Here is a 25,234-nt window from a genome sequence, read left to right on the forward strand (position 1 = left end):
ACCCTTTCCCGACCCATCGGAGGAGACCCGCATGCTCGACGCCTCGCTCGCCCGCCAACTGAAGACACTGCTGGAGAAGGTGACTCGGCCGATCGAGCTGGTGTCCACCCTCGATGACCGCCCCAAGTCCGCGGAACTCGCCGAACTTCTCGACGAGATCGCCGGTCTGTCGGATCTGGTGACCCACGCGCGCACCGGCGACGACGCGCGCCGGCCGTCGTTCGTGATCCGCCGCGTGGGCACCGGCATCGAGGTCGGGTTCGCCGGAATCCCACTCGGACACGAGTTCTCGTCCTTGGTTCTCGCGCTGCTGCAGGTCGGCGGCCACCCCTCGAAGGAGGCCGCGGACCTGCTCGCGCAGGTGCGCGATCTGGAGGGCGAGTTCCGCTTCGAGACCTACTTCTCCCTGTCCTGCCAAAACTGTCCCGATGTGGTGCAGGCGCTGAACCTGATGTGCGTCCTGAACCCGAACATCACGCACACCGCGATCGACGGGGCGCTGTTCCCGGACGAGGTCGACAAGCGCCAGGTGCTGGCGGTGCCGAGTGTGTTCCTCAATGGTGAACCGTTCGGCTCGGGCCGGATGAGCCTCGAGCAGATCGTCGACCGGCTCGATGTCGGGGCCGCGGCGCGCACCGCCGCCGCGATCTCCGAGAAGGACCCCTTCGACGTGCTCGTCGTGGGCGGCGGACCGGCGGGAGCCACCGCGGCGATCTATGCGGCGCGGAAGGGAATTCGGACCGGTGTCGTGGCGGAACGCTTCGGCGGTCAGGTGCTCGACACGGTCGGCATCGAGAATTTCGCCTCGGTGCCCTACACCGAAGGCCCGAAGCTCGCCGCCGCACTGGACGACCATGTTCGCCGGTACGACGTCGACATCATGAACGCCCAGCACGCCACGGCGCTGACCCCCGCGGTCACCGAGCAGGGCCTGGTCGAGGTGGAACTCGCGAGCGGCGCGCGGCTGCTGGCGCGCAGCGTGATCCTCTCCACCGGGGCGCGGTGGCGGTCGATGAACGTTCCCGGCGAGACCGAATATCGGAACAAGGGCGTCACCTACTGCCCGCATTGCGACGGCCCCTTGTTCAAGGGCAAGCGCGTGGCGGTGATCGGCGGCGGCAACTCCGGCGTCGAGGCCGCCATCGATCTCGCCGGGATCGTCGCGCACGTGACGCTCGTCGAATTCGACGCCGAGCTGCGGGCCGACGAGGTCCTGCAGCGCAAGCTCCGCAGCCTCGCCAACGTCGACATCCTGCTCAGCGCGCAGACGACCGAGGTGGTCGGCGACAGCGTCAAGGTGACCGGCCTGACCTACGCCGATCGCACCACCGAAGCGTGGCATTCGATCGACGTGGATGGCGTCTTCGTCCAGATCGGACTGCTACCCAACACCGAATGGCTCTCCGGCACTGTCGATCTCACCCCGCGCGGCGAGATCGTCGTCGACGACCACGGCCACACGTCCGTTCCCGGCGTGTACGCGGCCGGCGACTGCACCACGGCCCCGTTCAAGCAGATCATCGTCGCAGCGGGCGCTGGAGCGACGGCCGCGCTCGGCGCGTTCGACCACCTGATCCGCACCAGCCCGGCCCTCGAAACCGGTGCGCGATAACTCACCTGGAACGAAGTGTTCCCACGATCAAGGGACCAGCGGGAGGGAGGGCGGGAAGGTCACCGGGACTGCGACCGGGGCTCGATGGAAAGTGCTGGTGCGCCAGGGCAATTCGGCCAGCGGGATCGCGAGTTTGATGTCGGGGAGCGCGTCGAGGAGTTGGTCGAGGGCCTCGCGGGCGATGATCGAGGCGATCGGCTGGGCCGGACAGGCGTGGGCGCCCGAGCCCCAGGCGAGGTGGGAGCGGTTGCCGGTGTGGTCGCCGGAGACGGCGGGGTCGTTGTTGCAGGCCGTAATGCTGATCAGGACCGGTTGGTTCGCCGGAAGCCAAGAGCTGCCCACCAATTGGGGCTGCTGCGGGTAGCGGGGACAGGCGTTGGCGAGCGGGGGGTCGGTGAACAGGACCTTGTCGATGGCGTCGCGCAGCTGGAGGGAGCCGGCCAGGAGGTCGTCGTGGAAGCAGGTGTCGTCGGCCATCAGGACCAGGGCGCTGACGATGAGATTCCAGGTCGGTTCGGCGCCCATGGCGTAGAGCTCGGCCAGTTGTTCGACGATCTCGGCGTCGTCGAAGCCGGCGGCGTGGCCGATCAGCGTCGAGGTGACGTCCTGGTCCGGGGAGCGGCGTCTGCTGGCTACCGACTCGGCCAGGACGGCGCGGAATCGGCGCTCGGCGGTGTCGGCGGCGGTCGTGTCGGCGGCCTCGATCAGATCCATCAGTGCGGCACCGGCTTCCGCGCCGAGCACGGGCGGCACGCCCATCAGGTCGTTGAGGACGCGCAGGGTGAGGGGGCGGGCGTAGTCGGCGAGCAGGTCGGCCTGCCCGACGCCGCAGAAGCTGTTGATCAGTGGCACGGCGGCGGACTCGACCGTGCCGCGCAGCCGGTACTGGTCGATGTCGGCCATGGCGGCCAGGTAGGCCGAGCGGTGGGTCGATCGGCCGCGGTCCGCGGATTCCACCGGGCCCCACTCCATGATGGGCATGACCGGGCAGCTTTCCGGAATGGTCGACTCCCAGGTCCCCGGATCGGCCGGAAAGCGTTCGGGGTCACCGAGAATCCGCAGGGCTTCGCGGTAGCCGAGGACCAGGGTGGCGGGGATTCCGGCGGCCAGTTCGATGGGCGCCACGGGGCCGTACCGGCGGCGCAGGTCCTCGTAGGCGCGGTGCGGGTCGGCGGCGAATTCCGGCGAGTGCAGCTTCACTCGTGCGGCCCGGCGCAGCGATTCGACAAAGGGAACGCGAACATCTTCAACGTGCAACTCCCATGAGCGGGTGAAACATGATCGGTGAGAAGTGCTCAGAACAAACGAAACAACGTCAGCGATTGCTGTAGGGATGCGATCGGTCCTGTGCCGCATCGGTATCCCGCAGCGCACGCGGATCCAGCCGTCCGGCCCCGCGACGATGCTAGGGACGCAATGGAGAGATCGTGATACGCCCGGCTATCCGGCGACACGTTAAACATGCACCGCTGTAACAGGTTTCGTTCACCCATTGGATGCTACCCGCAGCCGTCCTCGCCCGCATCCCGGGGGCAGGCGAGGACAGTCGCCCCGCCTGCCTGGAGTTGCTCAGGGTATGTCGAGGATTAGCTGGGTATCTGGTTGGCCAAGTCGTTGCGCCGGAAGTCCGAGAACTGTTGGGAGTCGGTGCAGAAGCCGCAGTTGGGGCCGAAGAACTCGGTGCGGGCGTTCGTGTCGTCCATCAGCCAGTAGCGGAGCCAGGCGGTGGAGGGGCCGCGCATGTCGCCGCCGGTGATGCCGGTGCCGAAGTGGGTGGCGCCGCGGAGTTCGGCGTATTCGGCCGGGACCTGGTCGGCATTGTTGTACATGGCCTTCACCAGGGCCGGCCACACGATGGCGTCGAATTGGCCGGCGAGGAACAGCGCCGGCTTGTGGAGCTGGCCGACGTCGTTGAGCGGTCCGGGCTGGATCGCCGCCACCACGTCGACGCGGGGGTCGACGGCGGCGTTGATCGCACCCGATCCGCCCTGGGAGTGGCCCGCGGAGCCGATCCGGTCGAGGTTGACCTTGCCGTAGAAGACGCTGGACGGGTCGGCGTTGAGCTTCTCGATGAGGTCGATGCCGCTGCGCATGGTGATGGCGAAGTTGCTCACCGGCGTATTGGCGGCCACCACGATGAAGCCGTGACTGGCGTAGTGCCGCAACAGCAGGGTGTACGCCCCGGGCAGCACGCCGGTGCCGTTGCCCCAGATGATCACCGGGTGCTTCTCGCCGTGCGCGCCCATGGTCTGCGGGTAGTAGAGCGTGTGCACGACACCGATGCTGACCTCCGGCGAATAGGGGCCCGCCGCAGCCCAATTCCGGCCGACGCTCGGGATTCCGTCCGCGTGGGCGGGGACCGCGACGGCGGTGAGAGTCAGCGCGAGGACCACGGCGGTGAGGACCGCCGCCAGTGTGGCGCGGAGGTTGGAAGTGCGAATGCGCATGCGCGAAACACCTTCCCTTTCGATTGATGACTCGGCCATTTGCCTGGCGGGAAAGCTATTGCGCGGGTCTGCCGCGTGCGGCCGGAATTCTCGTCGCGGCGCAATTCTTGTGCCTGGGCACATTACGGCGACCGCGAGACTGTCTCGCCTGCCCAGACGGGTTATCGGCGGGCCGCCTCCACCGCCAGGGCGAGCTCGATCATGGCGCGTGGTTCGGCGATGGACCGGCCGGTGAGTTCCTCGATGCGCCGCAACCGATTCAGCACGGTATTGCGGTGGCAGTACAACGCCGCCGCCGCGCCCGCCGCCGAGCCGCCCGCGTCGAGCCACGCGGTCACGGTCGCGAGCAGGACGTCGCGTTCGGCCCCGGGCAGCTGGAGCACCGGGCCGAGCACCACGGTCCGGAGTCGCTCGGCGAGTTCGGACTGCGCGGCGACCAGCGCGGCGGGCAGGCGCTGATCGAGCACCACCACCTCCGCGTCGGGTGCGCCGGTCTGCAACGCGATCTCGGCCAGCCAACGGGCCCTGGCCAATTCGGCCAGCGAGCCCACCACAGGACTGATCCCGGCCGCGACCCCCTGCTCGCGCAGCAGCCGCGCCGGCTCGGTCAACGGGTCGCCGCCGAGCGCGATCAGCCCGACCTCGTGATCGGCCCGGATCCGCCACAGGATGTGGAAGCCGTCGGTGGCCGGGTGTCCCCGATCGCGAGGCAGACTCGCGCCGCCGACCGACCGCACCGCGGCCACCGCGTACCGGGCCCGTTCGGGCAGGCCGAGAACCGCCGACGCCTGCGCGACCAGGCCCGCTCCCCCACCCGCGGGAAAGGCCGCCCCCGGACCGCCGAGCAGCACGTCGAGCACCGCGTTCCGCCGCTCACCGTCCCGCGCCAGGCGCTCCGACTCCATCGCCTGGTAGGCGTCGGTGACCGCGCCGATGAGGAGGTCGACGATGTCCCACAGATCACCCACGCACGGCAACAGATCGGGCAGCGAGGCCGGATCCCGTTCCGCCACCGTCTCGATCATCGCCTCCCACAGCAGCCGACAGCCGCGCCGGTACGCGTCCTGCAGCGAGGCCAGCGGCAGCCCTTGCGTTGCCCGTGTCCGCCCCGTCCAGGTCGCGTCGGACAGGTCGACCGGCCGGTCCTCGGACCGATCGAGCATCGAGGCCACCGTCTGCCGCAGGTTGCGCAGGATGGTGTCCCGCAGTTCAGTGGGCGCCACCAGAGCCGCGTACGCGGTGTCCTCAGCGAGGATCCGCTCGGACAACCCGCGGGCGATGCGGGGCAGCCGATCCGACAGCGGCTCGGCCACGGCGGTCAGGATGTGCGATGTCTTGCCACGGTCCAGCACCCGGCCGCCCTTCTCCACGAACGATCCCGCCGCCGCACCGGTGCGGGACCCGCATGGTAGCCCCGCGCCGGGCGGCGCGAACCGATCAGCGCATGGCGAGGCCGAACCAGACGCAGGCGGCGAGCAGGAAGACAGCGATGGCCCAGACCGCGCGGGTCGTGTAGGTGTGGCGCACGGGAGCTCCGATTCAGACGAAGGTGAACCGCTCGGTGTGGACGCGATCGGCGGGGACTTCCAGTGCGGCCAAGGCATTCTCGATCGCGGTGACCATCGGCGCCGGGCCGCAGATGAAGTACTGCCGGGTCGGATAGCGGTCCGGGAGGTGGCGGCGCAGCAGTTGCTGGTCGATGAATCCGGACTCACCGCTCCAGTCGGCGGGTGGGTGCTGTGGGACCGGGACCACGGTGAGTTCGAGGTGCGCGGCGAGGGCGTCGAGGTCGGGGTCGAAGGTCATGTCGTCGAGCGCCAGTCCGGCGTACAACAGCAGGAACGGACGCTTGTCTCGGCGATCCGCCATGGTGTGGAGGATGGATCGCATGGGGGTGATGCCCACTCCGCCGGCGATGAGGACGAAACCGGGACCTTCGTAGCGGTCGGGGGTGAACACACCATGGGGGCCGTCGACGTAGGCCCTAGTGCCGGTGGGGATGCTGTCGATGGTGCCGGTGAAGTCGCCCAGAGCCTTGATCGTCATCTGGACGTGTTCGGTGTTCTGGGCGCTGGACGAGAACGAGAACGGGTGCGACGTGATCGAGAACGGCGACCGACCCACGACGAGCCAGCCGAATTGTCCAGGTTCGAAACGGATTCCAGGATGTCCGATCGGCGTGAGCGTCAGGGTCCGCGCGTTGCCGCGCTCGGTGGTGTTTGCCGTGATCTGCCAGGGGCGGCGCATGCGGCGGATCGGCGCGACCACCCGAACCCACACGAGCAGGCCCACCAAGGCGACGGTCATCGCCGTCCACAACCCGATCTTCCACGGCTCGTCGAGATAGTGGCCGACGAGCACCATATGGGCGAGGGCGAGAGCGACCACGGCGACGGACAGGGATCCGTGCAGAATCTGCCAGACCTCGTAGCGGATCCGCAGTCGGCCTCGCCAGACCGATGTCGCGACGAGGATCAGCAGCAGAACCGTCGCGGTGATCGCGCAGCGGGCTCGCCACGGCGCCTGCGCGAGGTTGAACAGTGCGGCGATGTCGATGCCGCCGAGCTGCAGCAGCACCGGATGGGCCAGGATGAATGCCAGTGCGACGTAAGAGATCTGGCGGTGGAACTGAACGAGAGCGTCCTCACCGAAGGGTGCGGCGACCGCCTGGAACCGGGCGACGAGCGCGAACTGCAGTCCCAGCATCGACATGCCGACGAATCCCAGCGCCACCGAGAACTCCGTGAGGAAACCCCGTCCCCCGTCGACTGGACCGACCACCGCGAAGACCAAGGGCACCGCGGACGCGGCCAGGTACAGCCCGATCCAGGCGCCGCCGCGAATCGCCAATCGCACAACCGTCTCCTGGGGGATCGCGGCTTACGGCGCGTACCGCAGGATCGCGGCGGCGGGGGCGCCGTCGGGCATGTCCTCGGTGCGGACGGCGAGCACCCGGCCGTCGGACAGGAGCACTCGCCTGCTGATCTCGTCGACGACACCTGGTGCGTCGGAATCCGATTCGGTCTCCAGGGTGACCGCTCCGTCCTCCGGGGCGACGACTCCGGGCACGGTCACTTCGATGTCGACCAGCAAGGTGTCGACCATGCCGAGGGTGGCGGCGCGGGCGATATCGGCGATATCGGTGGTCGCTCGTCCCTCTGCGCGGCGCTTGTCGAACAAGGCGTGCAGGTCGGCCAGTTGGCTCGCGTAGTGGGTGTCGAGAATGAGCCGGGCCCGAGCACCGAGTTCGGCGGCGGACAGCTGCTCGGGATTGCCCGGAATGGACTCCGCGAGCAGATCCGGGTAGCTGTTGACGGACCGGTACAGCGATTCGATCGGCTCGGCCGCCGCGAGAATCAACGGCACCTCCCGTCCTGTCAGCAGATCCCTCAGCCCCTGGTCCACGGCCCTGGCGTATTGCCGCACCCGCACTTTGCGGCCCTCGGTCCCCTGAATCCGGCCTTTGGGCGCACGGCCGCTCAGCGACGCCTTGCGGGCATGATCGGCCGCGCTCACCGGAAGACCCGGTATCCGAGTCTCCTCGGCGCCGCCGTCCGAGCTGACCTCGATCAGGCGGACAGCACCTTCCGACAGGGCCAGCACGAACGCCGCCTGCGGAAACGTGGTCGCCCGCAACAGTGGTTTGAGCTGGAATCGGGATCCTACGAAGACGCCTTCCCGCAAGCGATTCGGGAGGCGATAGGTCCGCACCCGTTCCGGAGTGGCCAGGGCGACCAGCGTATTGGATTGGAATCGCCAGAAGTCCTCGTCGTCGACCAGATCGTCGAACTCTTCCTGCAGCGCCGCACGGGCGTGGCGGTCATCGATCCCGCCCAGCGCCTCGCGCACATGGTTCGAGAATGCGATGCGGTTCTGATCGGGCGCCGCGGTGTCGGCCACGGTCGGGGTGTATATCGCGACACTCCACGGTTCGGCCTCGGCGGCCAGCGCTTTGATCTCGCCTCGCGTCGGAACATCGGTGTGCAACATCTGGCCTCCTGCGTCATGCGTCGAGCCGGCGTGTTCCCTGATGTATCGTGCTTCTCCCGTACCGACCATACCGAACGGAACCCTCCGGCAACTAGTCAGCAATATTTTCCGTGGACCCTCGCTGCCGGCGGACGGCATGATCGCCGAACCAGTTGCAAGATCGCTCACGGCAAGGGACTGAAGTAACGTGCCGTCACATGAGTGAGAACTTGGCGGGTAAGAGTGCACTGGTCACCGGGGCGAGCCGGGGTATCGGGTTCGCGGTGGCGGCGGAGCTGTTGGCCCGGGGGGCCAATGTGGTGATCTCCGCCCGGAAGGCCGAGCCGCTCGAGGAGGCGGCGGAGCAACTGCGGGGGCTGGGGCATGCGGGGAAGGTGGTGGCGGTCGCCGGGAACTCGGGGGATGCGGCGGCGCGGGCCGAGCAGGTCGCTACCGCGGTGTCGCAGTTCGGGTCGCTGGACGTGCTGATCAACAACACCGGCATCAACCCGGTGTACGGATCGCTCATGGACGCCGACCTCGAGGCCGTCCGCAAGATCTTCGACGTGAATGTCGTTGCGGCGCTGGGCTATGTGCAGGAGGCGTACAAGGCGTGGATGGGTGAGCACGGGGGTGCGGTGGTGAACGTGGCCAGCGTCGCCGGGCTGCGGTCGACCGGCGTGATCGCCGCGTACGGGGCATCGAAGGCGGCGCTCATTCGGCTCACCGAGGAACTGTCGTGGCAGCTGGGGCCGAAGATCCGGGTGAACGCGGTGGCGCCGGGCGTGATCAAGACGAAGTTCGCGGACGCGCTGTACTCGGCGGACGAGGAGGCGGCCGCGGCGGTCTACCCGATGAAGCGGCTCGGGTCGCCGGAGGATGTGGCGCAGTTGATCGGGTTCCTCGCCTCGGACGAGTCGGCGTGGATCACCGGGACGACGATCCGCGTGGACGGCGGCCTGCTGGCCACCGGCGGCATCTGAGCATCGGAATCGAAAAGGTGTGCCCGGCACCGGGATTCGGTGCCGGGCACGGTCTGCCGGGGAGAACAACCGGTCAGCGGAAGGCGAGGGCGCCGAGGGTGTCGCTGTTGCGGTACTGGAGGTACTTGCTGACGGTGGCCTCGTCGACCGCCGCGGTGGCGGTGGCGACGGTGACGACGACGAACTTGCTCTGGCTGCCGTCGCGCCACTTGCCGGTCTCGAAGTCGGCGATGTAGCTGCCGTCGGGCAACTCCAGGTCGGTGTCCTCGAACTGGTTGTGCGCGGCCGACGCCTTGGCGTCGTCGGACATGGTGAGGACCAGCTGGGTGAGCATGAGCCCGCCGCTCTCGGCCTTCCACGCCATGGAAGAGGCGCGCTTGCAGCCCAGGCCGGTCATCTTCCCGGCCTTCTCGATCGGAGCGCAGGAGTCGAAGTCCTGGCCGGTCACGTAGGTGGCGTGCAGGGCGACGTCACCGAGCTTGAAGTTCCAGTCCTTGCCGTACTCGGTGTAGCTGAAGCGGCTGCCGCCGGGCGCGGCCTTGGAGGTGGTCGCGGTGGTGCGGGGCGGGGCCGAGGTGGCGGGCACCAGGGTCGGGCTCTCCGTGGTGGAGGTGGCGCCGGCCTGGGTGGTGTCGTCGCCACCGGAGACGAGCACGATCGCGCCGACCGCCACCGCCAGCAGCACGACCGCGCCCAGCACCACGCCGATGATCAGCCCGGTGTTCGACTTCGGCTGCTGCGGCGGATAACCCGGCTGCTGCGGGAAACCGGGCGCGGGCGGGAAGCCCGGCCCGCCCGGCTGCTGCTGGCCGTACCCCAGGCTCTGCGCGAATCCTGGCGGCTGCGCGTATCCGGCGTCCTGCGGCTGTCCCGCCTGCGGATATCCCTGTTGCGCGGGCCAATTCGTCTGCGTCGGCTGCCAGCCCTGGTCGACCGGCTGCTGTCCCGGCCATCCGGGCTGCTGCACCTGGTGCCCACCGGTCCCCTGGGCGGGCTGATCCCACCACGCGGCATCCGACTCGCCGGGTCGCGGCTGCCGGTGGACAGTGGGATCGCCCCCGGATCCGGCTGGTGGATACGTCATCTGATCACCTTTCGCGGACGGCCCGAGCCCTCCCCGGCCCGGCATTCGATTCCCGAAGCGTATGCGGGCGATCCGGCATGATCCAATCACGGGGTGACCGACGATCTGCTCATCTGCGGCGCGGGCCCGGCAGGACGAGCCCTCGCCCACCGCGCCCTGGCGCACGGGCTGACGGTCACCGTGGTCGATCCGCACCCGCGTCGGCGGTGGACTGCGACCTATGCGGCGTGGGCGGACGAGCTGCCGGCCTGGGTCGCCGACGCGGCGATCGCGACGCGGATCGAACGGCCGGTCGCCTGGACGACCCGCCGCATCGAGATCGACCGAGCCTATCTCGTGTTCGACACTGCGGCACTTCAGGATTCGCTCGACATCTCCGGCGCACGTCTGATCCAGGACTCCGTCACCGCCATCGACATCGCGGCCCGCCACCGCCACGACGGACTGGACCTCCCGTCGGTGCGGCTCGCCTCCGGCCACACCCTCCCCGCGGGCCGGGTCATCGACGCGCGCGGCATCCCTCGCTCCCCCGCCCTGGCCGAGCAGACGGCGTACGGCGTGATCATCGACCGCGCACGCTACCCCGACCCGGACTCGTTGTTCATGGACTGGCGCGACGACAACGGTGCCGCCCCGACCGACCCGCGCTCGTTCCTCTACGGGGTTCCCCTGGGCGACGACCGCATCCTCCTGGAAGAGACCTGCCTCGCCGGACGCCCCGCCCTCGACCAACACACCCTCGAGGCCCGCCTGACCCACCGATTGCGTTCCCGCGGAATCACTCTCACCGGCGCCGAACCCGTCGAACGCGTCCGCTTCCCCGTCCACGGCGGCAGGCCGAACCGGTCGACGTTCGGCGCGGCGGGAGCCTTCACCCACCCCGCGACCGGATACAGCGTCGCCACGTCACTGCGCCTGGCCGACACCATCCTCGTCGGCGAATCAGCCTGGCCCGCCTCGGCCCGAGCCGTACATCTGTTGCGTCAGGCCGGATTACGCGCCCTGCTGGCGCTTCCGCCCGCCGAGCTGCCGCTGTTCTTCGACGCCTTCTTCGCGCTGCCGATCCCCGCCCAGCGGGCCTACCTGTCGGGCCGCGACGATCTTCGCGGCACCGCGGCGGCCATGGCGGCACTGTTCGCGGCACTGCCCTGGCGGCTGCGGCGCGTCCTCGCGGCCCGGGTCGCCCTCCCGATCCGGTAGTTCTCAGATCAGGTAGGGAATCATGGCCTTGCGGTCGCTCGGATAGTCCTCGAACCGCTCGCGGTACCACCGATGCGTGGACACCGCCCGCGGCAGCAGGTTGGCGATGGTGAACAACACGAACACCAGTCCCGCCCATGTCCACGACATGAGCGCCCACCCCACCCACAGCACCAGCTCGCCGAAGTAGTTCGCGCTCGACACCCAGCGGAACGCGCCGCCGTAGGGGATGCGGTAGCCGGTGAAACCGTCACTGCGCAAAGCGATCAGCGCGCGGTCGGCATGGAAGTTGATCGCCCACCCCGCCACGGCCACGACCAGCCCGACGAGGAAGCGCGGGTCGGTGAACCATCCGGAGTCCCGGAGGTGCTGCGCGTCGGCGACGGCGTACCCGTTGACGAATCCGTTGGCCGCGTTGAACACCATTCCGAACGCGATCCCGTACACGGGGAATCCCTTGCTGGACGCTCGCAGCAGCGGATAGATCAGCCCGCGATAGAGGTAGTGCACCTGCCACAGCGCGTACAGCACCACCGCCGGGGGCTGCGGATCCTTCACGACCAACCAGAACGTGACGGTGAACGCCCACCACTGCGGATTCTCGAACAACAGCCACGCCCACGGCCCGCGCACCGCGAATCGCTCACCGTCCTGGGCGAACCGCCCGTAGGGGTTGGTGTAGCCGAACCCGCTCGCGAACGTGATCACCGTGAGGACGATCAGAAACCCGAGCACGAAGTGAAAAGCATCCCGCATGACGTAGTGCATACCCTCCTTCGTCCCGGTAAACAATCAAGCACTTGCTTGGTCTCGGCCTGTTCGCTATGAACAGTGAGAAGCAACCGAGGAGGAATCGTGGACGACTTCAGTCATCGGGCGGGCGCCGCGCTGGTGCTCGGCGCGAGCGGCGGGCTCGGCGGAGCGTGCGCGCGGATGCTCCTCGAACGCGGCAGCGACCTCGCTCTGACCTACTACCGCTCCCCCGCCGCACTCGACGGACTCCGGTCCGCCGCGGAGGCCGACGGACGCCGCGCCGCGACCTGGCAACTCGACCTCGCCGACGCCGCCCGCACCGCCGAGGTGGTCGCGCAGGCGGCCGAACAACTCGGCGGCATCCACACCCTGATCTACGCCGCGGGCCCGCACGTGCCGATGCGCCACCTCAGCAAGGTCGACCCGGCCGATTTCCGCAGCCAGATCCTCGACGACGTGTCCGGATTCTTCAACGCCGTCCACGCGGTCCTGCCCCACCTGCGGGCCAGCAAGGGCAGCATCGTCGCCATCACCACCGCCGGAACCGCCCGATTCCCCGTGCGGGACGGCATGTCCATCGCCCCCAAGGGCGCGGTCGAGGCTCTGGTGCGCGGAATCGCCGCCGAGGAAGGCCGATTCGGCGTGCGCGCCAACTGCGTCGGCCCGGGCATGACCACCGACGGCATGGCCGACCGCCTCATCGCCTCCGGCGACCTGGACGACCACGCCCTGGAAGTCACCCGGAACAACATCCCGCTGCGCCGCTTCGGCGACGCCCAGGACATCGCCGAGGCGGTCTGCTTCCTCGCCTCGGACCGCGCCGACTTCATCAGCGGCCAGAAGCTGGACATCGACGGCGGCTACGGCGTCTAGCCGCCCAGAACGAGGACAACCACATGACCGATCACGCGGAGCAGATCCGATCACTGCTCGCCCACCTGTCCCATCTCGCCGACGAGGGCCCCATCGACGAGTACTTCGAGCACTACACCTCGGACGCCGTCTGGGAGCGCGCGGGCGACCCGGAATCCGGCATCGCCCCCCAAATCTTCCGTGGCGCACAGGAAATCGCGGCCAGCGCGCAAGCCCGCCGCGACGCGGGCATCGCCGGCCCGGGAACCAGAACCCGCCACGTGACAAGCTGCACGGCCATCACGCTGCTGGGACCGGATTCCGCACGGGCGGAGTCCGTCTGGCAGTTCTTCGCCGACACCACGACCGCCCCCCGCCTGGTCGGCATGGGCAGATACCACGACACCTTGATCCGAATCGACGACCGCTGGCGCGTATCCGTCCGCTCCATCACAAACGGCTGACCCGCCCAGTGGCACACCCTGGAGGCGAATCCGGACAAATCCCCTCCACTATGTGCCGCTCGGCGGGCGGTAGCCGTGGTCCAGCCCAAACCAGCGCGGCCACCGCTCGCCCTCGCGCATCCAACCGCACTCCCCGCGCGACGAACGTATCCGGATGCACCCGCTCGCACCCCCGCACCGCCCACCGGCTCAACTCCCCACCCGCAACAGCAGCACTCCCCGAAAACGCCTCCCCCGATTCCCCCATCCCCCAACCATCCCACCGGCTACCCTCCCCCACCCCACCACTCCAAACCCTGCACCCCCCTTTCGCCGAGTGGCACATCGTGGAGGTGAATCCAGACAAAACCCCTCCAGGGGGTGCCGCTCGGCGAAAGGGGCTAGGGGGTGAGTTGGTTGGTGGTGAGGGCGGTGGTGAAGGTGGTCCACTGGGCCGGGGTGAAGGTGAGCGCCGGGCCGGTCGGAGCCTTGGAGTCCCGGACAGCCACGGCATCCGTGTCGAGGAAGGCGACTTCCACGCATTGTCCACCGGTTTCGCTGTAGCTGCTCTTGAACCAGTCGGCCCTGGACAGGTCAATACTCACGTTCATGCTCCTTCGCTGACCGCCGCAGTAGATCTCGGGTTTCGTTCTCGCCCAGGGCAGTAGCCCGTATTGCACTCGCCAACTCATCGTAGCGCGCTACTTCAGCAGCCTTTTCGAGGTAGACATCGCTGCTGGGCCCACCTTCGAGATACACCACCGAGGGTTCCGCCCGACCGCTCTTCACCTTCCCTTCGAAACTGAGAATCACAAACTGGCCATGCAGGATGCCCCATGTCGATCCAGCAGCGAACGGGTGGATCCGGACGGTGACGTTCGGCAACTTGCTGGCCTCGGCGAGATGACGAAGCTGCGCCGCCATGATCCTTCGGTTGCCGACTACCCGATGCAATGCGGATTCGTGCAGCATGACTTCGAGTACCAATGGAGCCGACCTCCGAGTGACGATGGCCTGCCGCTTCATCCGCAGCTCCACTCGGCGATCGATATCCTCGACAACACTGTTTCGGTAGAACTCGCCGATCAGTGCCCGCGCGTAGTCCCTGGTCTGCAAAAGGCCGGGAACCTGCTCGTGATACATCAGCAGACGGCGCGCCGACGCTTCCAACCCGACGTACATGTTGAATTCGTCGCTGAACAGTCCACCGAAGGCGTGGTACCAACTTCTGACTTTGGCCTGCTCCGCCAGTTCGACAGCCTGTGCGGTAGGTGCGATGTCGACGCCATAGGTCTCACACAAAGCGCGCACGTCTTGTTTCCGAATTCGTTGATTTCGTCCGGCTTCCAGTCGTTGCAGAGCCGATTTCGACAGGTCGACGAGCCGCGCGGCGGCGTCGATCGTCAGGCCGTGCTTTTCGCGTTCCTCGCGCAGAAACCGTCCCAATTGCCGTCTCGGCAACGTCGATGCGGAGCCTTCTTGATCATCCTTGCTGGTCATCGTCGCAGTCCCCTGTTTGCGAAGTCGAATCGAGCCGGGTCGCAAGACGGATCTGTTGTACCGCGAAGATGGGTCTGGTCGTGGGCATTTGGACCAACTGCGCGCGGGATCCCAGATTCTCCTGCCCCACGCGTGAACCGGTGGTGTGCTGATGGGGTCAGCGATCCCCGAATGACGGGAGGTTCCAACGATGTTCGGGCTTCCAGCGACCGGGCACAGCGCCCTGGCGGTGATGAGTGAGGATGCGGCGAAGCGGGCACTACGGGAGCATGCCGAGTGTCCGATCACCGTGTGCCCGGCCAAGTTACAGGCCAAGACGTATCTGGTGCGGATGGGCAGGCCACCGCGACGACCGCCTCGGGGAGACTGAGATGGACGAGATGGCCGAGGTGGAAATTCGCGTTCTGCGGGATGTGATCGACGCGGTCGAGGAGCGATTGCGGGCGCATGAGGGCGGGGGCGGGTCTGTGATCACGCCGCGGGCGCAGTTGTACGCGGCGGTGATCTACGCGGTCCTGGCCAGTGCGAGAGCGTGCGGACACTACGGGGCGGGAAGTCTGGTGCACGCCCCGCTATTGGACGAGATCCTGGGCGGGGTGGAGCCGAGCCCCTGGGACGCGGCGGCGTACACCGTCGTCCTGGACGACGCGTTGATCTATTGAACGCGGGAACCGCTGACCCCTCATCGGTCAGCGGCTCCCTGCGCGGGGTGGGTGGTCGCGAGGTCGTCCACGACCGGGAGCTGGACGGTGAAGCGCTCGATCACCCATCCGGCGGGCAGCGCGGAGCCGCAGTGCCCGTGCGGGGTCCACGGCAAGGTCGCGGCCGGGGCGGCGGTCATACGATCCAGCTCCAATCATGGTCGGGGTCTTGGTATTCCAGGCCGATCCAGCCGTCGTAGCCCGCGGTGTCGAGGGCGGTGAAGAGGGCTTCGAAGTCGAGGGTGCCGGTGCCGGGGCGGCTGCGCTCCGGGGCGTCGGCGATCTGGACGTGCCCGATGCGGTCGGCGTAGGTGGCGATCACGGCGAACAGGTCCTCGCCCATGCGGGCCAGATGATAGAGGTCGCACAGGAAGCGGAGGTTCGGCGCGCCGACCTCGTCGATGACCCGCACCGCGTGCGCGGCAGAGACGATCGGATAGGCGGGCGACTCGATCGAATTCAGCGCCTCGAGCACGACCTGCGCGTCGATGCGGGCCGCGGCGTCGGCGGCCAGGCGGAGGTTCTCGAGGGCCAGCTCGTCTTGCACCCGAGGGTCCACGCCCGGAATCCGGTTGCCGTACAAGGCGTTCAGGGACCGGCAGCCCAGCCGTTCGGCGATACCGACCGTGACGTCGATATTGTCGCGGAACTCGGTCTCCCGACCGGGGACCGAGACCAGCCCGCGGCCCGCGGGCACCAGGTCGATGAAGTTGAGACCGATGAGCTGAACCCCGGCGTCGGACACGGCGGACACGAACGCGTCGACCTCCTTGTCCCCGGGCACCGGGTTCTCGCCGAACGGCCACCAGAATTCGACGGCGTCGAACCCGGCCGCCTTCGCCGCCGCCGGACGTTCCAGCAGCGGCAGGTCGGCGAACAGGATCGAGCAGTGCGCGTCGAATTTCCGGAGAGCTCCGTCGGCGGTGTACTTCATCGTGTCGATTCCTCCCGGTAGGTGTGCCAGCTGCCGTAGTCGGTGATGTCGATGAGCCGCGGGTCGGAGATGACCGGTCGCCGCAGCAGCATGGACAGCACCGAGCGGCTGTCGTCCAAGGCAATCACACCGAGTTCCAGTTCCGGCGGCTCGGCCGGGAGCAGGCGGTTGCGCAGCACCTCCATGGGCACGTCGAACAGTTCACCCGTGATCGGCGCGCCACCGTAGGCGACGGGATGCAGGCCGGGGAAGCGGTCGCCGACCGAATAGAACCGGTACTGCGGCGCGGTGGTGACCTCCCCGGCGCAGGGTGCGCCCTCCAGCAGGTAGTGCAGGGGTTCGCCGCGCATGGCACCCCCGTTCAGGAAGATCAAAGGCATGGCCGTGGGCTCCTCATCGGGTCGGCGGGGCGGGTCAGACGGAGAGCCGCAGGGCGTCCGGGGAGTCCGGCACGATCACCTCCGGCACCGCGACCGCGTCGCGGTGGATCGGTCCGCCGTAGGCGCCCAGGGATATCCCGGTGCCCCCACGGCGGACCGCCACGATCTCGGCGGCGATGGAGACGGCCGTCTCCTCGGGAGTGCGGCCGCCGAGATCCAGTCCGATGGGCGACTTCAGCCGCGCCAGTTCGGCATTCGTCATCCCGACCGCGAGCAGCCGCTGGAGGCGGTCCTCGTGCGTCCGCCGGGATCCCATCGCACCCACGAACGCCACCGGCAGGCGAAGCGCCACTCGCAACAGCGGCACATCGAATTTGGCGTCGTGGGTGAGTACACAGACCACGGTCCGGGCGTCCACCCGGGTCCGGGCCAGATATTTGTCCGGCCATTCCACGACCACCTCGTCGGCGTCGGGGAAGCGCGCGGGGGTCGCGAAGACCGCCCGCGCGTCACACACCGTGACGTGGTAGCCGAGGAACTTGCCGATCCGGGCCACCGCGGCCGCGAAGTCGATCGCCCCGAAGACGATCATCCGCGGCGGCGGCACATGCGATTCCACGAAGACCGTGATCTCCTCGTCGCCGCAACCGACGGTTCGCACCGCGGTCGCGCCGGCGTCGAGCATGGCCTGGGCTTCGGCGATCACGCGATCGTCGAATTCGTGGCCGGAGCTCCACCAGGTGCCCAGCGCCATCACGGCGCCGCTGTCGAGGTCGCGGACCATGGCCACGGCCTCCCCCTCAGCTCGCAGGACCTGTTCCACCGCGGTGCGGTTGGCTTCGGTCACCGACTGGACGAACACCTGGATCGTTCCGCCGCAGGTCAATCCGACGGCGAAGGCGTCGGTGTCGCTGTAGCCGAAGGTCTCCCGGATGGTGGCGCCGGTGGCCAGCGACTCACGGCACAACTCGTAGACCGCGCCCTCGACGCAGCCGCCGGAAATGCTCCCGACGACGGTGCCGTCGGCGTCCACGGCCAGGGCCGCGCCGATCGGCCGCGGCGCGGAGCCGCCGATCCCGATGATGGAGGCCACGGCGTAGTTCTTGCCCGCCGCGTGCCATTCCAGTAGTTGTGCCGCGATGTCGCGCATGGCTAGCCTCCCAGGGCCAATTCGATGCCGTTGATACCGAAGTAGGCGACGAAGACGACGCTGACCACGGCCACCAGCCAATGGATTTCGCGGTACTTCCCGCGAGCGAGCTTGATCACGGTGTAGGCGATGAGGCCCGCGCCGACACCGTTGGTGATCGAGTAGGTGAAGGGCATGAGCACGATCGTGATGAAGGCCGGCACCGCGACCTCGAGATCGTTCCAGTCGATCTTGCGGGCCTGCGTCATCATGAGCGCGCCGACCAGCACCAGGGCGGGAGCCGCGGCCTGGATCGGCACCACGGCCGCGATCGGCGTGAAGAAGATGGCGGCGCAGAACAATCCGCCGGTGATCACCGACGCCAGACCGGTACGAGCGCCCTCACCGACACCCGTCGCGGACTCGACGTACACCGTGGATCCGGCGCCGCCGGAAAGCCCGCCCACGATCTGGGCGACACCGTCGGTGGTGAGGATCTTGCCCATGCCGGGCACCTCACCCTTCTCATCGGTCAGACCGGCCTCATCACAGACGCCGAAAACCGTTCCCATGGCGTCGAAGAAGCCGGTAAGCACCAGCGTGAACAACACCACGGTGGCGGTCACCGCGCCCGCGGTGGCGAAGCCGCCGAACAGGTCGATATGACCGATCAGACCGAAATCCGGGGTGGCGAACAGCGATTTCGGCTTCTCGGGGACCACGGTCCCCCACGCCTTCGGGTCGATCTTCGCCATGGCGTTGACCGCGATGGCCAGCAGCGTCGAGATGGCGATGCTGATCAGGATCGCGCCGGGCACCTTGCGGATGAACAGCGCGAGCATCACCAGCAGGCCGACCGCGAAGATCACGGTGGGCCAACCTGCCAGGTGCCCGTCCACGCCGAGCGTCACCGGCGGACCGCCCGGCGCGCCGTGGCCGACGACCCCGGAGGAGACCAGGCCGATCATGGCGATGAACATGCCGATGCCGACGCCGATGGCGTTCTTCATGGCCAGCGGAATGGCGTTGATGATCATCGTCCGCAGGCCGGTCGCGGCCAGGATGACGATGACGATGCCCATCAGCACCACCAGACCCATGGCCTGCGGCCAGGTCATGTGGGGCGCGGCCTGATAGGCGACCACGGGGACGAGTCCGAGACCGGCGGCGAGCGCGAGGGGCACATTGCCGACCAGGCCCATGAGGACGGTGGTCAGACCGGCCGAGAAGGCGGTCGTGGTGGTGAGCTGCGCGATGCTGAGCTTGTCCCCGTGCGAGTCGGCGACGCCGCCGAGAATTAGCGGGACCAGCAATATGACATACGCCATAGCGACGAATGTGGTGATGCCGCCACGGATTTCACGGGTTATGGTGGTCTTGCGCTCCGATAGCCTGAAGAACTTCTCGAGCGCGGACCCCCCGGTTTCCGGGGTGGTGATCGGTGACTGAGTCTGGGTCATGGCTGCCCTCCTATGGGCGTAGCCGACCAGCGGCCCGGGGTGCTGGGTAATCCCGGGCCGCGGATTCGGTGATGCTTGTTGTGGGGTCCCTACCGCGCTCCGCCTAGCCGCGGAGCGCGGTCTGCCCCTGTTAGTCAACTGTTCCGGATGATGTCTTCCGGACGCACGGGCACGCGGTTGATGTTCCCGGTGCCGCCCCGCTTGCGGCAGGCATCGCGAATCGCTGCGGCGATCGCAGGCGTGGAGGAGAGGGTCGGAGGCTCGCCCGCGCCGCGCAACCCGTAGGGGGCGTGCGGATCCGGGTTCTCCAGGATCTCCAGTTTCTGTGGGGGTGTGTCGAGAATGGTGGGGATCAGATAGTCCGTGAAGGACGGGTTCCGCACCTTGCCGTTGGTGACCTGAATTTCCTCCATAACCGCCAGACCGAGGCCCTGAATGGAGCCGCCGTGGATCTGGCCTTCCAGCGAGAGCCGGTTCATGATCTTGCCGACGTCCTGGACGGCGTCCAGGGCAACGACTTTCACGAGCCCGAGTTCGGTGTCCACATCGACCACTGCCCGGTGCACGCAGACCGCGAGCTGGGTGTGGCTCGAGCCCTGACCGGTGACCTTGTCCATGCCGGTGGTGGGCTGATGATGGTATTCGCGGGTGAGGTCGATGACGTCCGCGCCGAGCACGTCGGCGATGGCCGCGACCACCTCCCCGTTGTTCTTGACGACCTTGCCGCCGTCGAGGTGCATGAAGCCGTGCACGTCGAACTTCTGGCGCGCCAGCACGAACAGCTCGTCGGCGACCGCGCGGCAGGCGGTCATCACCGCGCCGCCGGTCATGTACGACTGGCGGGAGGCGGAAGAGGAGCCGGAGCTGCCGACATTGTTGTCCGACGGGTGGCTGACCACGCGGTCGATGGTGAGTTCGGTGCGCGCGATCTGCGCCTCGAGGGTGATCAGGCCCTGACCGACCTCCGCGCCGGCGGTGTGCACGAGCGCGACCGGCTCGCCGCCGATCACCTCGAGCCGCACCCGGGCGGTCGAGTAGTCGTCGAAACCCTCGGAGAAGCAGATGTTCTTGATGCCGACGCCGTAGCCGACGCCGCGGTACACGCCCTCGCCGTGGGTGGTCTGGGACGCGCCGCCGGGCAGGTTGCGGATGTCGGTGGCGTCCACCGAGTCCGGCAGTTCCATGTCGCGCAGGCTGTCGAGCATCTCGACCAGCGGAGTGGGCGCGTGCACGATCTGACCGGTGGCCAGCGTGGAGCCCTGCGACACCACGTTGATCTGACGGACCGTGACCGGATCCATGTCGAGGGCGTCGGCGAGCTTGTCCATCATCGACTCGTGTGCGAAACACGCCTGCACGACGCCGAATCCGCGCATCGCGCCGCACACCGGGTTGTTGGTGTACACGCCGTAGGCGTCGATCTCCAGGTGCGGGACCTCGTAGGGGCCCAGCGCCAGGGAGGCGGCGTTGCCGATCACGTTCTGGGTCGCCGAGGTGTAGGCGCCGCCGTCGAGGACGATGAGAACCTTGGCGTAGGTGAGCTTTCCGGTCGCGGTGGCGCCGTACTCGTAGCGCATGATCGCCGGATGCCGGTGCACATGGCCGAAGAACGACTCCTGGCGGTTGTACATCATCTTGACCGGCTTGCCGGTGCGCATGGCCAGCATGCCCGCGTGGATCTGCATGGACAGGTCCTCGCGGCCGCCGAACGCGCCGCCGACACCGGACATGGTCATCCGGATCTGGTCCTCGTTCAACCCGAGGCAGGGGCCGATCTGGGTGAGATCCCAATGCAGCCACTGGGTCGCGACGTAGAAGTCGAGGGAGCCGTCCTCGTTGGGGATGACCATGCCGGACTCGGGGCCCAGGAAGGCCTGGTCCTGCATGCCGACCTCGAACTCCTCGCTCACCACGACGGTGGCCAGGGTCTTGCCGATCTCGATGTCGCCGGCGCGCACCGGCTGGTAGCGGGCGATGCCGCCGCGCTCCTGCACGGCCAGCCCGACCGGGTCCTCGATCACGGCCATCGGGTCGGTGATCGGTTCCAGCACTTCGTATTCCACCTCGATGGCGGCCACGGCGCGGCGCGCGATCTCGGGGTGGTCGGCGGCGACCAGGGCGATCGCCTCACCGTGGTGACGCACCTCGCCGAAGGCCAGCACCGGCTGGTCCCAGGTGTGGTCGAGGCCGTAGACCTTGCGGCCGGGCACGTCCTCGTGGGTGAGCACGGCGTGGACGCCGGGCATGGCCAGCGCCTTGGCCGTGTCGATGCCGATCAGCTTGGCGCGAGCGTGCGGGCTGCGCAGGGTCGCGCCCCACAGCATGCCGTCGATCCACAGATCCGAGGAGTAGGCGAACTCGCCCTTCACCTTGAGGGTGCCGTCGGGACGCAGCGGGCTCTCACCGATGCCGCCACTGCCCGGGATCGCTACATCCCCGGGGAACCGAGTGGTGCGTGCGATGGTCATCGGTTCTCCTGCTTCATGATTCGCCGGCGCGCCGCCACGCCGTTCTGACCGACCTGATCGTGCGGCATGGTCTTGAGCTCATCGTTCTCCACGACGGTGTTGCCGCCCACGAGCAGACGCGCCAGCGGCGGCTGCGGGCCGAACACCAGCGAGCACACCGGGTCCTCGATGGCGGCGCGGAAGCCGTCCACCTTCCAGACCGCGATATCGGCGAGCTTGCCGACCTCGAGCGAGCCGATCTCGTGCTGGCGGCCCAGGTTCCGCGCACCACCGAGGGTGCCGACCTCGAGGGCCTGGCGGGCCGTCATGGCGCGGGGGCCGTGCACGGCCCGCTGGAACAGCATGGCCTGCCGCATCTCCCCGGCCATCGAGGTGAGTTCGGAAGAGGCCGCGCCGTCCACGCCCAGGCCGACCGGGGCGCCGGCGGCGAGCAGGTCCATCACTCGCGCGATGCCCGCGCCGAGGCGCGCGTTGGAGGTCGGGCAGTGCGCGGAACCGGTGCCGGTCCGGGCGAAGGCCGCGATGTCCTTGTCGTGCAGGTGCACCGCGTGGGCGAACCACACGTCGTCGCCGAGCCAGCCCAGCTTCTCCATGTATTCGACCGGCGTGCAACCCATCTGCTCGATGCAGTGCTCTTCCTCGTCGAGGGTCTCGGCGAGGTGGGTGTGCAGGCGGACGCCGTGCTGACGGGCCAGGGCCGCGGATTCCACCATCAGGCCCTCGGACACCGAGAACGGCGAGCAGGGGGCGACGGCCACGCGCAGCATCGAGTCGAACGACGCGTCGTGGTACTTGTTGATGATCTCCTCGGTGTTGAGGAGGATCTCCTCGCGGTTCTCGACCACCTCGTCCGGCGGCAGACCGCCCTGGGACTGGCCACGATCCATGGAACCGCGGCACGGGTGGAAGCGGATGCCCAGCTCGCGGGCGGCGCGCACCTCGGCGTCGAACAGATCGCCACGGCCCCGGGGGAACACGTAGTGGTGATCGGTGGAGGTGGTGGTGCCGGTCAGCGCGAGCCAGCCCAGACCGGCCGAGGCCGCGCCGTAGACGATCTCGGCGTCCATGGTGGCCCACAGGCGGTACAGGCCGGTCAGCCACTCGAAAAGCGTCGCGTCCTGGAACAGGCCCTGGGTGGCCCACTGGTAGAGGTGGTGGTGGGTATTCACCAGGCCCGGGGTCACCAGGCAGCCGGTGCCGGAGAGGCGTTCAGCACCCACCACCATCGGCGCAGGTCCTGCGCCGAGAGCTTCGATCCGGCCGTCGTCGCCGACGATCAGATAGCCGTTGGGGATCTCCGCACCGACGACCGGTGCGATATAGGCGTTCTCGATGACGAGCTTGCTCATTTCGCCGCCGCCTTCCGCTCGGCCGCCATGCGCACGGCATCCAGAATCTTCTCGTAACCCGTACAGCGGCACAGGTTTCCGGCGAGCGCCTCACGGATCTCGACGTCGGACGGGTTGGGGACGCGCTCGATCAGGTCGTGCGCCTGCACGATCAGGCCGGGCGTGCAGAAACCGCACTGCACCGCGCCCGCCTCGACGAACGCCTGCTGCATCGGGTCGAGCCGGTCGCCCTCGGCCAAGCCTTCGACGGTGCGGACCGAACGGCCCTGCACCTGACCGGCTGCCACCAGGCACGAGCACACCGGGGTGCCGTCCAGATAGACGGTGCAGGAACCACATTCGCCCTGCTCGCAGGCGTTCTTCGCGCCGGGCAGGCCGACCCGCTCGCGCAGCAGGTACAGCAGGCTCTCGCCTTCCCAGACGTCGTCGGCGGTTTCCTGCGATCCGTTGACGGTGAAGTCGATACGCATCAGGCCGCCCTCCTCTCCGCGGTGTAGTCGTTCCACGCCCAGCCGAGGGTTCGGCGGGCCATCACCGACAACGCGTGCCGGCGGTAGTCGGCGGTGCCGCGCACATCGTCGATGGGCTTGGCCGCCGCGCCGACCAGGCGGCCGAACTCGTGGGCCAGCTCCTCGTTCAGCGCACCGCCGTTGTCCCAGTCCAGGTTGGCGGCCAGGAAGTCCTGCGCCTCGACCGGACGGATCGGGGTCGGACCGGCCGAGCCGATGCCCGCGCCCGCCGTCCGCGAATCCGCGTGCAGGGCAACGGAGAACGAGCACACGGCGATCACCATCGCGTTGCGGGTGCCGACCTTCGAGAAGTACTGGGGGCCGGCGGCGGGCCGCAGCCACACCGCGCGGATCAGCTCGTCGGGCTCCAGGGAGTTCTTCTTGACCCAGACGTAGAAGTCGTCGATGTCGATCATGCGGGTGCCGCGGGCGGCCGACTCGACCTCGACCACGGCGTTCGCGGCCAGCAACGCCGGGTGGGCGTCACCGGCGGGCGACGCGCCGCCCAGATTCCCGCCCACGGTGCCGCGATTGCGGATCTGCGGGGAACCCACGGTGCGCGAGGCCTGCGCCAGACCGGGCAGGCGATCCTGGTACCGGTTGATGATCTTCACGAACGGGACGCCGGAGCCGAGGCGGATGCGGCCGTCGGCCTGCTCGTCCACCTGGAACAGCTCCCGGCACGGGTTCAGATCCAGCAGGGCGTCCGGGCGGTGCACGTCGAAGTTCATCTCGACCATCACATCGGTGCCACCCTGGATCGGAACCGCCTCGGGGCGTTCCGCTTTCAGCTGGAGCGCCTCGGCCCAGCTGCCCGGTTGTAGGAAATCCATTGCGTTCCTCTAGATATCGGTTCTGCGCAGGTACGACAGCCTCGGCTGCCCCGGTACGTAGAGAAGGAGTGGGGACTCAGACGGTGGTGGAGGGACTCACACGCCCTCCAGGAGCTTGCGCACGCGCAGACCGGTGATGTCGGCCAGCTCGCGCCGCACGACCAGGTGCTCCTCGGCGGCCGTGTTGCCCAGGCGGTGCTGGAGCTGCTCGAGCATCTCGGTGGCGCTGCGACCGGCGGCGCGGATCAGGAAGACATGGCCGAACTGTTCCTCGTAGGCCAGGTTTCCGGCGGCCAGGTCGGCCAGCACCCGGGCGTCGGCGTCGGTCGCGCCGGACTGCTCGTCGGCCGACCATTTGGCCTCCCGCTCGGACTGGTGCCGGGCCGCGGTGCGCTCACCGATGCGCGGGTGCGCCGAGAGCGCCTCCTCGACATCGATCCAACTCAGCTCGGTGACCCCGGCCACGGCCGCGGCGATCAGACTCGACTCGTCCGCGTACGGCCGGTTCGCCACCATCTTGCGAGCCCAGTTCCGGGACGCGTTGCAGGTCAGCAGGTGCGTCTCGGCTTCTTCCAGGGGCAGCGAACCGAGCCATTCCAGGCGACTCGACATCCGACCTCCATCCGTG

The 25,234-nt window shown here is 68.4% G+C and carries 25 protein-coding genes; 6 read left to right on the forward strand and 19 right to left on the reverse strand.

Translation table 11 applies throughout. The features are described 5' to 3' along the window. The first annotated feature begins 31 nt into the window (after nucleotides 1–31). Nucleotides 32–1,612: an alkyl hydroperoxide reductase subunit F gene (gene ahpF / locus ABZ382_RS02600; RefSeq protein ID WP_357082826.1), complete on the forward strand. Its 1,581-nt coding sequence runs from the start codon at nucleotides 32–34 to the stop codon at nucleotides 1,610–1,612. 27 nt (nucleotides 1,613–1,639) lie between these two features. Here ahpF and ABZ382_RS02605 read toward each other — a convergent pair whose 3' ends face one another. The 5 genes from ABZ382_RS02605 to ABZ382_RS02625 form a co-directional block, all read right to left on the reverse strand. Then, entirely contained in the window at nucleotides 1,640–2,812 is a 1,173-nt protein-coding gene (locus ABZ382_RS02605) for a cytochrome P450 (protein ID WP_357082829.1), read from the reverse strand. A gap of 386 nt (nucleotides 2,813–3,198) precedes the next feature. Further along, nucleotides 3,199–4,059 (reverse strand): acetylxylan esterase, encoded by an 861-nt coding sequence (locus ABZ382_RS02610; RefSeq protein ID WP_357082832.1) that lies wholly within the window; start codon nucleotides 4,057–4,059, stop codon nucleotides 3,199–3,201. A 161-nt stretch (nucleotides 4,060–4,220) separates the two neighbouring features. Beyond that, nucleotides 4,221–5,429 (reverse strand): helix-turn-helix domain-containing protein, encoded by a 1,209-nt coding sequence (locus ABZ382_RS02615; RefSeq protein WP_357082835.1) that lies wholly within the window; start codon nucleotides 5,427–5,429, stop codon nucleotides 4,221–4,223. 169 nt (nucleotides 5,430–5,598) lie between these two features. Beyond that, complete coding sequence (locus ABZ382_RS02620) at nucleotides 5,599–6,915, reverse strand: ferric reductase-like transmembrane domain-containing protein (protein ID WP_357082838.1); 1,317 nt, start codon at nucleotides 6,913–6,915, stop codon at nucleotides 5,599–5,601. Nucleotides 6,916–6,939: 24 nt separating this feature from the next. After that, a complete protein-coding gene (locus ABZ382_RS02625; RefSeq protein WP_357082841.1) occupies nucleotides 6,940–8,049 on the reverse strand; it encodes a hypothetical protein in 1,110 nt (369 codons plus the stop codon). A 197-nt stretch (nucleotides 8,050–8,246) separates the two neighbouring features. On the opposite strand from ABZ382_RS02625, the gene ABZ382_RS02630 reads away from it, so the two are divergent. Continuing rightward, nucleotides 8,247–9,011: an SDR family oxidoreductase gene (locus ABZ382_RS02630; protein ID WP_357082844.1), complete on the forward strand. Its 765-nt coding sequence runs from the start codon at nucleotides 8,247–8,249 to the stop codon at nucleotides 9,009–9,011. Between the two features lie 73 nt (nucleotides 9,012–9,084). Here the strand turns inward: ABZ382_RS02630 and ABZ382_RS02635 are convergent, their stop codons facing one another. Continuing rightward, nucleotides 9,085–10,095, reverse strand: a complete 1,011-nt coding sequence (locus tag ABZ382_RS02635) for a hypothetical protein (protein ID WP_357082847.1) — start codon at nucleotides 10,093–10,095, stop codon at nucleotides 9,085–9,087. Nucleotides 10,096–10,188: 93 nt separating this feature from the next. Between ABZ382_RS02635 and ABZ382_RS02640 the strand changes: the two genes are divergently transcribed. Beyond that, nucleotides 10,189–11,295 (forward strand): lycopene cyclase family protein, encoded by a 1,107-nt coding sequence (locus ABZ382_RS02640; protein WP_357082850.1) that lies wholly within the window; start codon nucleotides 10,189–10,191, stop codon nucleotides 11,293–11,295. Nucleotides 11,296–11,298: 3 nt separating this feature from the next. Here ABZ382_RS02640 and ABZ382_RS02645 read toward each other — a convergent pair whose 3' ends face one another. After that, on the reverse strand, nucleotides 11,299–12,051 hold the full coding sequence (locus ABZ382_RS02645) for a DUF1295 domain-containing protein (protein ID WP_357082853.1): 753 nt from the start codon (nucleotides 12,049–12,051) through the stop codon (nucleotides 11,299–11,301). A 99-nt stretch (nucleotides 12,052–12,150) separates the two neighbouring features. On the opposite strand from ABZ382_RS02645, the gene ABZ382_RS02650 reads away from it, so the two are divergent. Both ABZ382_RS02650 and ABZ382_RS02655 read left to right on the forward strand, forming a co-directional pair. Then, a complete protein-coding gene (locus ABZ382_RS02650; RefSeq protein WP_357082856.1) occupies nucleotides 12,151–12,921 on the forward strand; it encodes an SDR family oxidoreductase in 771 nt (256 codons plus the stop codon). A gap of 23 nt (nucleotides 12,922–12,944) precedes the next feature. Next, nucleotides 12,945–13,364, forward strand: a complete 420-nt coding sequence (locus tag ABZ382_RS02655) for a nuclear transport factor 2 family protein (RefSeq protein ID WP_357082859.1) — start codon at nucleotides 12,945–12,947, stop codon at nucleotides 13,362–13,364. 380 nt (nucleotides 13,365–13,744) lie between these two features. Here the strand turns inward: ABZ382_RS02655 and ABZ382_RS02660 are convergent, their stop codons facing one another. After that, nucleotides 13,745–13,948, reverse strand: a complete 204-nt coding sequence (locus ABZ382_RS02660) for a DUF397 domain-containing protein (RefSeq protein WP_357082862.1) — start codon at nucleotides 13,946–13,948, stop codon at nucleotides 13,745–13,747. Further along, nucleotides 13,938–14,843 (reverse strand): helix-turn-helix transcriptional regulator, encoded by a 906-nt coding sequence (locus ABZ382_RS02665; protein WP_357082864.1) that lies wholly within the window; start codon nucleotides 14,841–14,843, stop codon nucleotides 13,938–13,940. The genes ABZ382_RS02660 and ABZ382_RS02665 overlap by 11 nt, the downstream gene beginning before the upstream one ends. Nucleotides 14,844–15,223: 380 nt before the next feature. On the opposite strand from ABZ382_RS02665, the gene ABZ382_RS02670 reads away from it, so the two are divergent. Further along, nucleotides 15,224–15,505, forward strand: coding sequence for a hypothetical protein (locus ABZ382_RS02670; RefSeq protein ID WP_357082867.1), 282 nt, complete (start codon nucleotides 15,224–15,226; stop codon nucleotides 15,503–15,505). 20 nt (nucleotides 15,506–15,525) lie between these two features. Here ABZ382_RS02670 and ABZ382_RS02675 read toward each other — a convergent pair whose 3' ends face one another. From ABZ382_RS02675 to uraD, 10 genes are all read right to left on the reverse strand, one after another. After that, the gene (locus ABZ382_RS02675) at nucleotides 15,526–15,684 is read right to left on the reverse strand and encodes a hypothetical protein (RefSeq protein ID WP_357082870.1); all 159 of its coding nucleotides are present in this window, start codon (nucleotides 15,682–15,684) and stop codon (nucleotides 15,526–15,528) included. Continuing rightward, a complete protein-coding gene (locus tag ABZ382_RS02680) occupies nucleotides 15,681–16,478 on the reverse strand; it encodes a TIM barrel protein (protein ID WP_357082873.1) in 798 nt (265 codons plus the stop codon). The genes ABZ382_RS02675 and ABZ382_RS02680 overlap by 4 nt, the downstream gene beginning before the upstream one ends. Next, nucleotides 16,475–16,858, reverse strand: coding sequence for a gamma-glutamylcyclotransferase (locus ABZ382_RS02685; protein WP_357082875.1), 384 nt, complete (start codon nucleotides 16,856–16,858; stop codon nucleotides 16,475–16,477). The genes ABZ382_RS02680 and ABZ382_RS02685 overlap by 4 nt, the downstream gene beginning before the upstream one ends. A 34-nt stretch (nucleotides 16,859–16,892) precedes the next feature. Then, the gene (locus tag ABZ382_RS02690) at nucleotides 16,893–18,008 is read right to left on the reverse strand and encodes an XdhC/CoxI family protein (protein WP_357082877.1); all 1,116 of its coding nucleotides are present in this window, start codon (nucleotides 18,006–18,008) and stop codon (nucleotides 16,893–16,895) included. Between the two features lie 2 nt (nucleotides 18,009–18,010). Then, the gene (locus ABZ382_RS02695) at nucleotides 18,011–19,447 is read right to left on the reverse strand and encodes an NCS2 family permease (RefSeq protein ID WP_357082880.1); all 1,437 of its coding nucleotides are present in this window, start codon (nucleotides 19,445–19,447) and stop codon (nucleotides 18,011–18,013) included. Nucleotides 19,448–19,581: 134 nt separating this feature from the next. Then, nucleotides 19,582–21,915 (reverse strand): molybdopterin cofactor-binding domain-containing protein, encoded by a 2,334-nt coding sequence (locus tag ABZ382_RS02700; RefSeq protein WP_357082883.1) that lies wholly within the window; start codon nucleotides 21,913–21,915, stop codon nucleotides 19,582–19,584. Beyond that, nucleotides 21,912–23,264, reverse strand: coding sequence for an 8-oxoguanine deaminase (locus tag ABZ382_RS02705; protein WP_357082886.1), 1,353 nt, complete (start codon nucleotides 23,262–23,264; stop codon nucleotides 21,912–21,914). The genes ABZ382_RS02700 and ABZ382_RS02705 overlap by 4 nt, the downstream gene beginning before the upstream one ends. Continuing rightward, entirely contained in the window at nucleotides 23,261–23,734 is a 474-nt protein-coding gene (locus tag ABZ382_RS02710) for a (2Fe-2S)-binding protein (RefSeq protein WP_357082889.1), read from the reverse strand. Before ABZ382_RS02710 ends, ABZ382_RS02705 begins: the two co-directional genes overlap by 4 nt. Then, nucleotides 23,734–24,606, reverse strand: coding sequence for an FAD binding domain-containing protein (locus ABZ382_RS02715; protein ID WP_357082892.1), 873 nt, complete (start codon nucleotides 24,604–24,606; stop codon nucleotides 23,734–23,736). Before ABZ382_RS02715 ends, ABZ382_RS02710 begins: the two co-directional genes overlap by 1 nt. A gap of 96 nt (nucleotides 24,607–24,702) precedes the next feature. Next, nucleotides 24,703–25,218 carry a 2-oxo-4-hydroxy-4-carboxy-5-ureidoimidazoline decarboxylase gene (gene uraD / locus ABZ382_RS02720; RefSeq protein ID WP_357082895.1) on the reverse strand — a complete coding sequence of 172 codons (516 nt, stop codon included), beginning with the start codon at nucleotides 25,216–25,218 and terminating at the stop codon, nucleotides 24,703–24,705. Nucleotides 25,219–25,234 lie beyond the last annotated feature (16 nt).

The organism is Nocardia sp. NPDC005825, assembly GCF_040630175.1.
GTDB lineage: Bacteria > Actinomycetota > Actinomycetes > Mycobacteriales > Mycobacteriaceae > Nocardia.

Bases quoted from the DNA above. Each gene is read 5' to 3' on its own strand.
- ABZ382_RS02705 (WP_357082886.1), bottom strand. From the start codon at position 23,264: ATGAGCAAGCTCGTCATCGAGAACGCCTATATCGCACCGGTCGTCGGT.
- ahpF (WP_357082826.1), top strand. From the start codon at position 32: ATGCTCGACGCCTCGCTCGCCCGCCAACTGAAGACACTGCTGGAGAAG.
- ABZ382_RS02715 (WP_357082892.1), bottom strand. From the start codon at position 24,606: ATGGATTTCCTACAACCGGGCAGCTGGGCCGAGGCGCTCCAGCTGAAA.
- ABZ382_RS02700 (WP_357082883.1), bottom strand. From the start codon at position 21,915: ATGACCATCGCACGCACCACTCGGTTCCCCGGGGATGTAGCGATCCCG.
- ABZ382_RS02625 (WP_357082841.1), bottom strand. From the start codon at position 8,049: ATGTTGCACACCGATGTTCCGACGCGAGGCGAGATCAAAGCGCTGGCC.
- ABZ382_RS02710 (WP_357082889.1), bottom strand. From the start codon at position 23,734: ATGCGTATCGACTTCACCGTCAACGGATCGCAGGAAACCGCCGACGAC.
- ABZ382_RS02690 (WP_357082877.1), bottom strand. From the start codon at position 18,008: ATGCGCGACATCGCGGCACAACTACTGGAATGGCACGCGGCGGGCAAG.
- ABZ382_RS02685 (WP_357082875.1), bottom strand. From the start codon at position 16,858: ATGCCTTTGATCTTCCTGAACGGGGGTGCCATGCGCGGCGAACCCCTG.
- ABZ382_RS02655 (WP_357082859.1), top strand. From the start codon at position 12,945: ATGACCGATCACGCGGAGCAGATCCGATCACTGCTCGCCCACCTGTCC.
- ABZ382_RS02665 (WP_357082864.1), bottom strand. From the start codon at position 14,843: ATGACCAGCAAGGATGATCAAGAAGGCTCCGCATCGACGTTGCCGAGA.
- ABZ382_RS02680 (WP_357082873.1), bottom strand. From the start codon at position 16,478: ATGAAGTACACCGCCGACGGAGCTCTCCGGAAATTCGACGCGCACTGC.
- ABZ382_RS02635 (WP_357082847.1), bottom strand. From the start codon at position 10,095: ATGACGTATCCACCAGCCGGATCCGGGGGCGATCCCACTGTCCACCGG.
- uraD (WP_357082895.1), bottom strand. From the start codon at position 25,218: ATGTCGAGTCGCCTGGAATGGCTCGGTTCGCTGCCCCTGGAAGAAGCC.
- ABZ382_RS02645 (WP_357082853.1), bottom strand. From the start codon at position 12,051: ATGCGGGATGCTTTTCACTTCGTGCTCGGGTTTCTGATCGTCCTCACG.
- ABZ382_RS02695 (WP_357082880.1), bottom strand. From the start codon at position 19,447: ATGACCCAGACTCAGTCACCGATCACCACCCCGGAAACCGGGGGGTCC.
- ABZ382_RS02610 (WP_357082832.1), bottom strand. From the start codon at position 4,059: ATGCGCATTCGCACTTCCAACCTCCGCGCCACACTGGCGGCGGTCCTC.
- ABZ382_RS02670 (WP_357082867.1), top strand. From the start codon at position 15,224: ATGGCCGAGGTGGAAATTCGCGTTCTGCGGGATGTGATCGACGCGGTC.
- ABZ382_RS02675 (WP_357082870.1), bottom strand. From the start codon at position 15,684: ATGACCGCCGCCCCGGCCGCGACCTTGCCGTGGACCCCGCACGGGCAC.
- ABZ382_RS02630 (WP_357082844.1), top strand. From the start codon at position 8,247: ATGAGTGAGAACTTGGCGGGTAAGAGTGCACTGGTCACCGGGGCGAGC.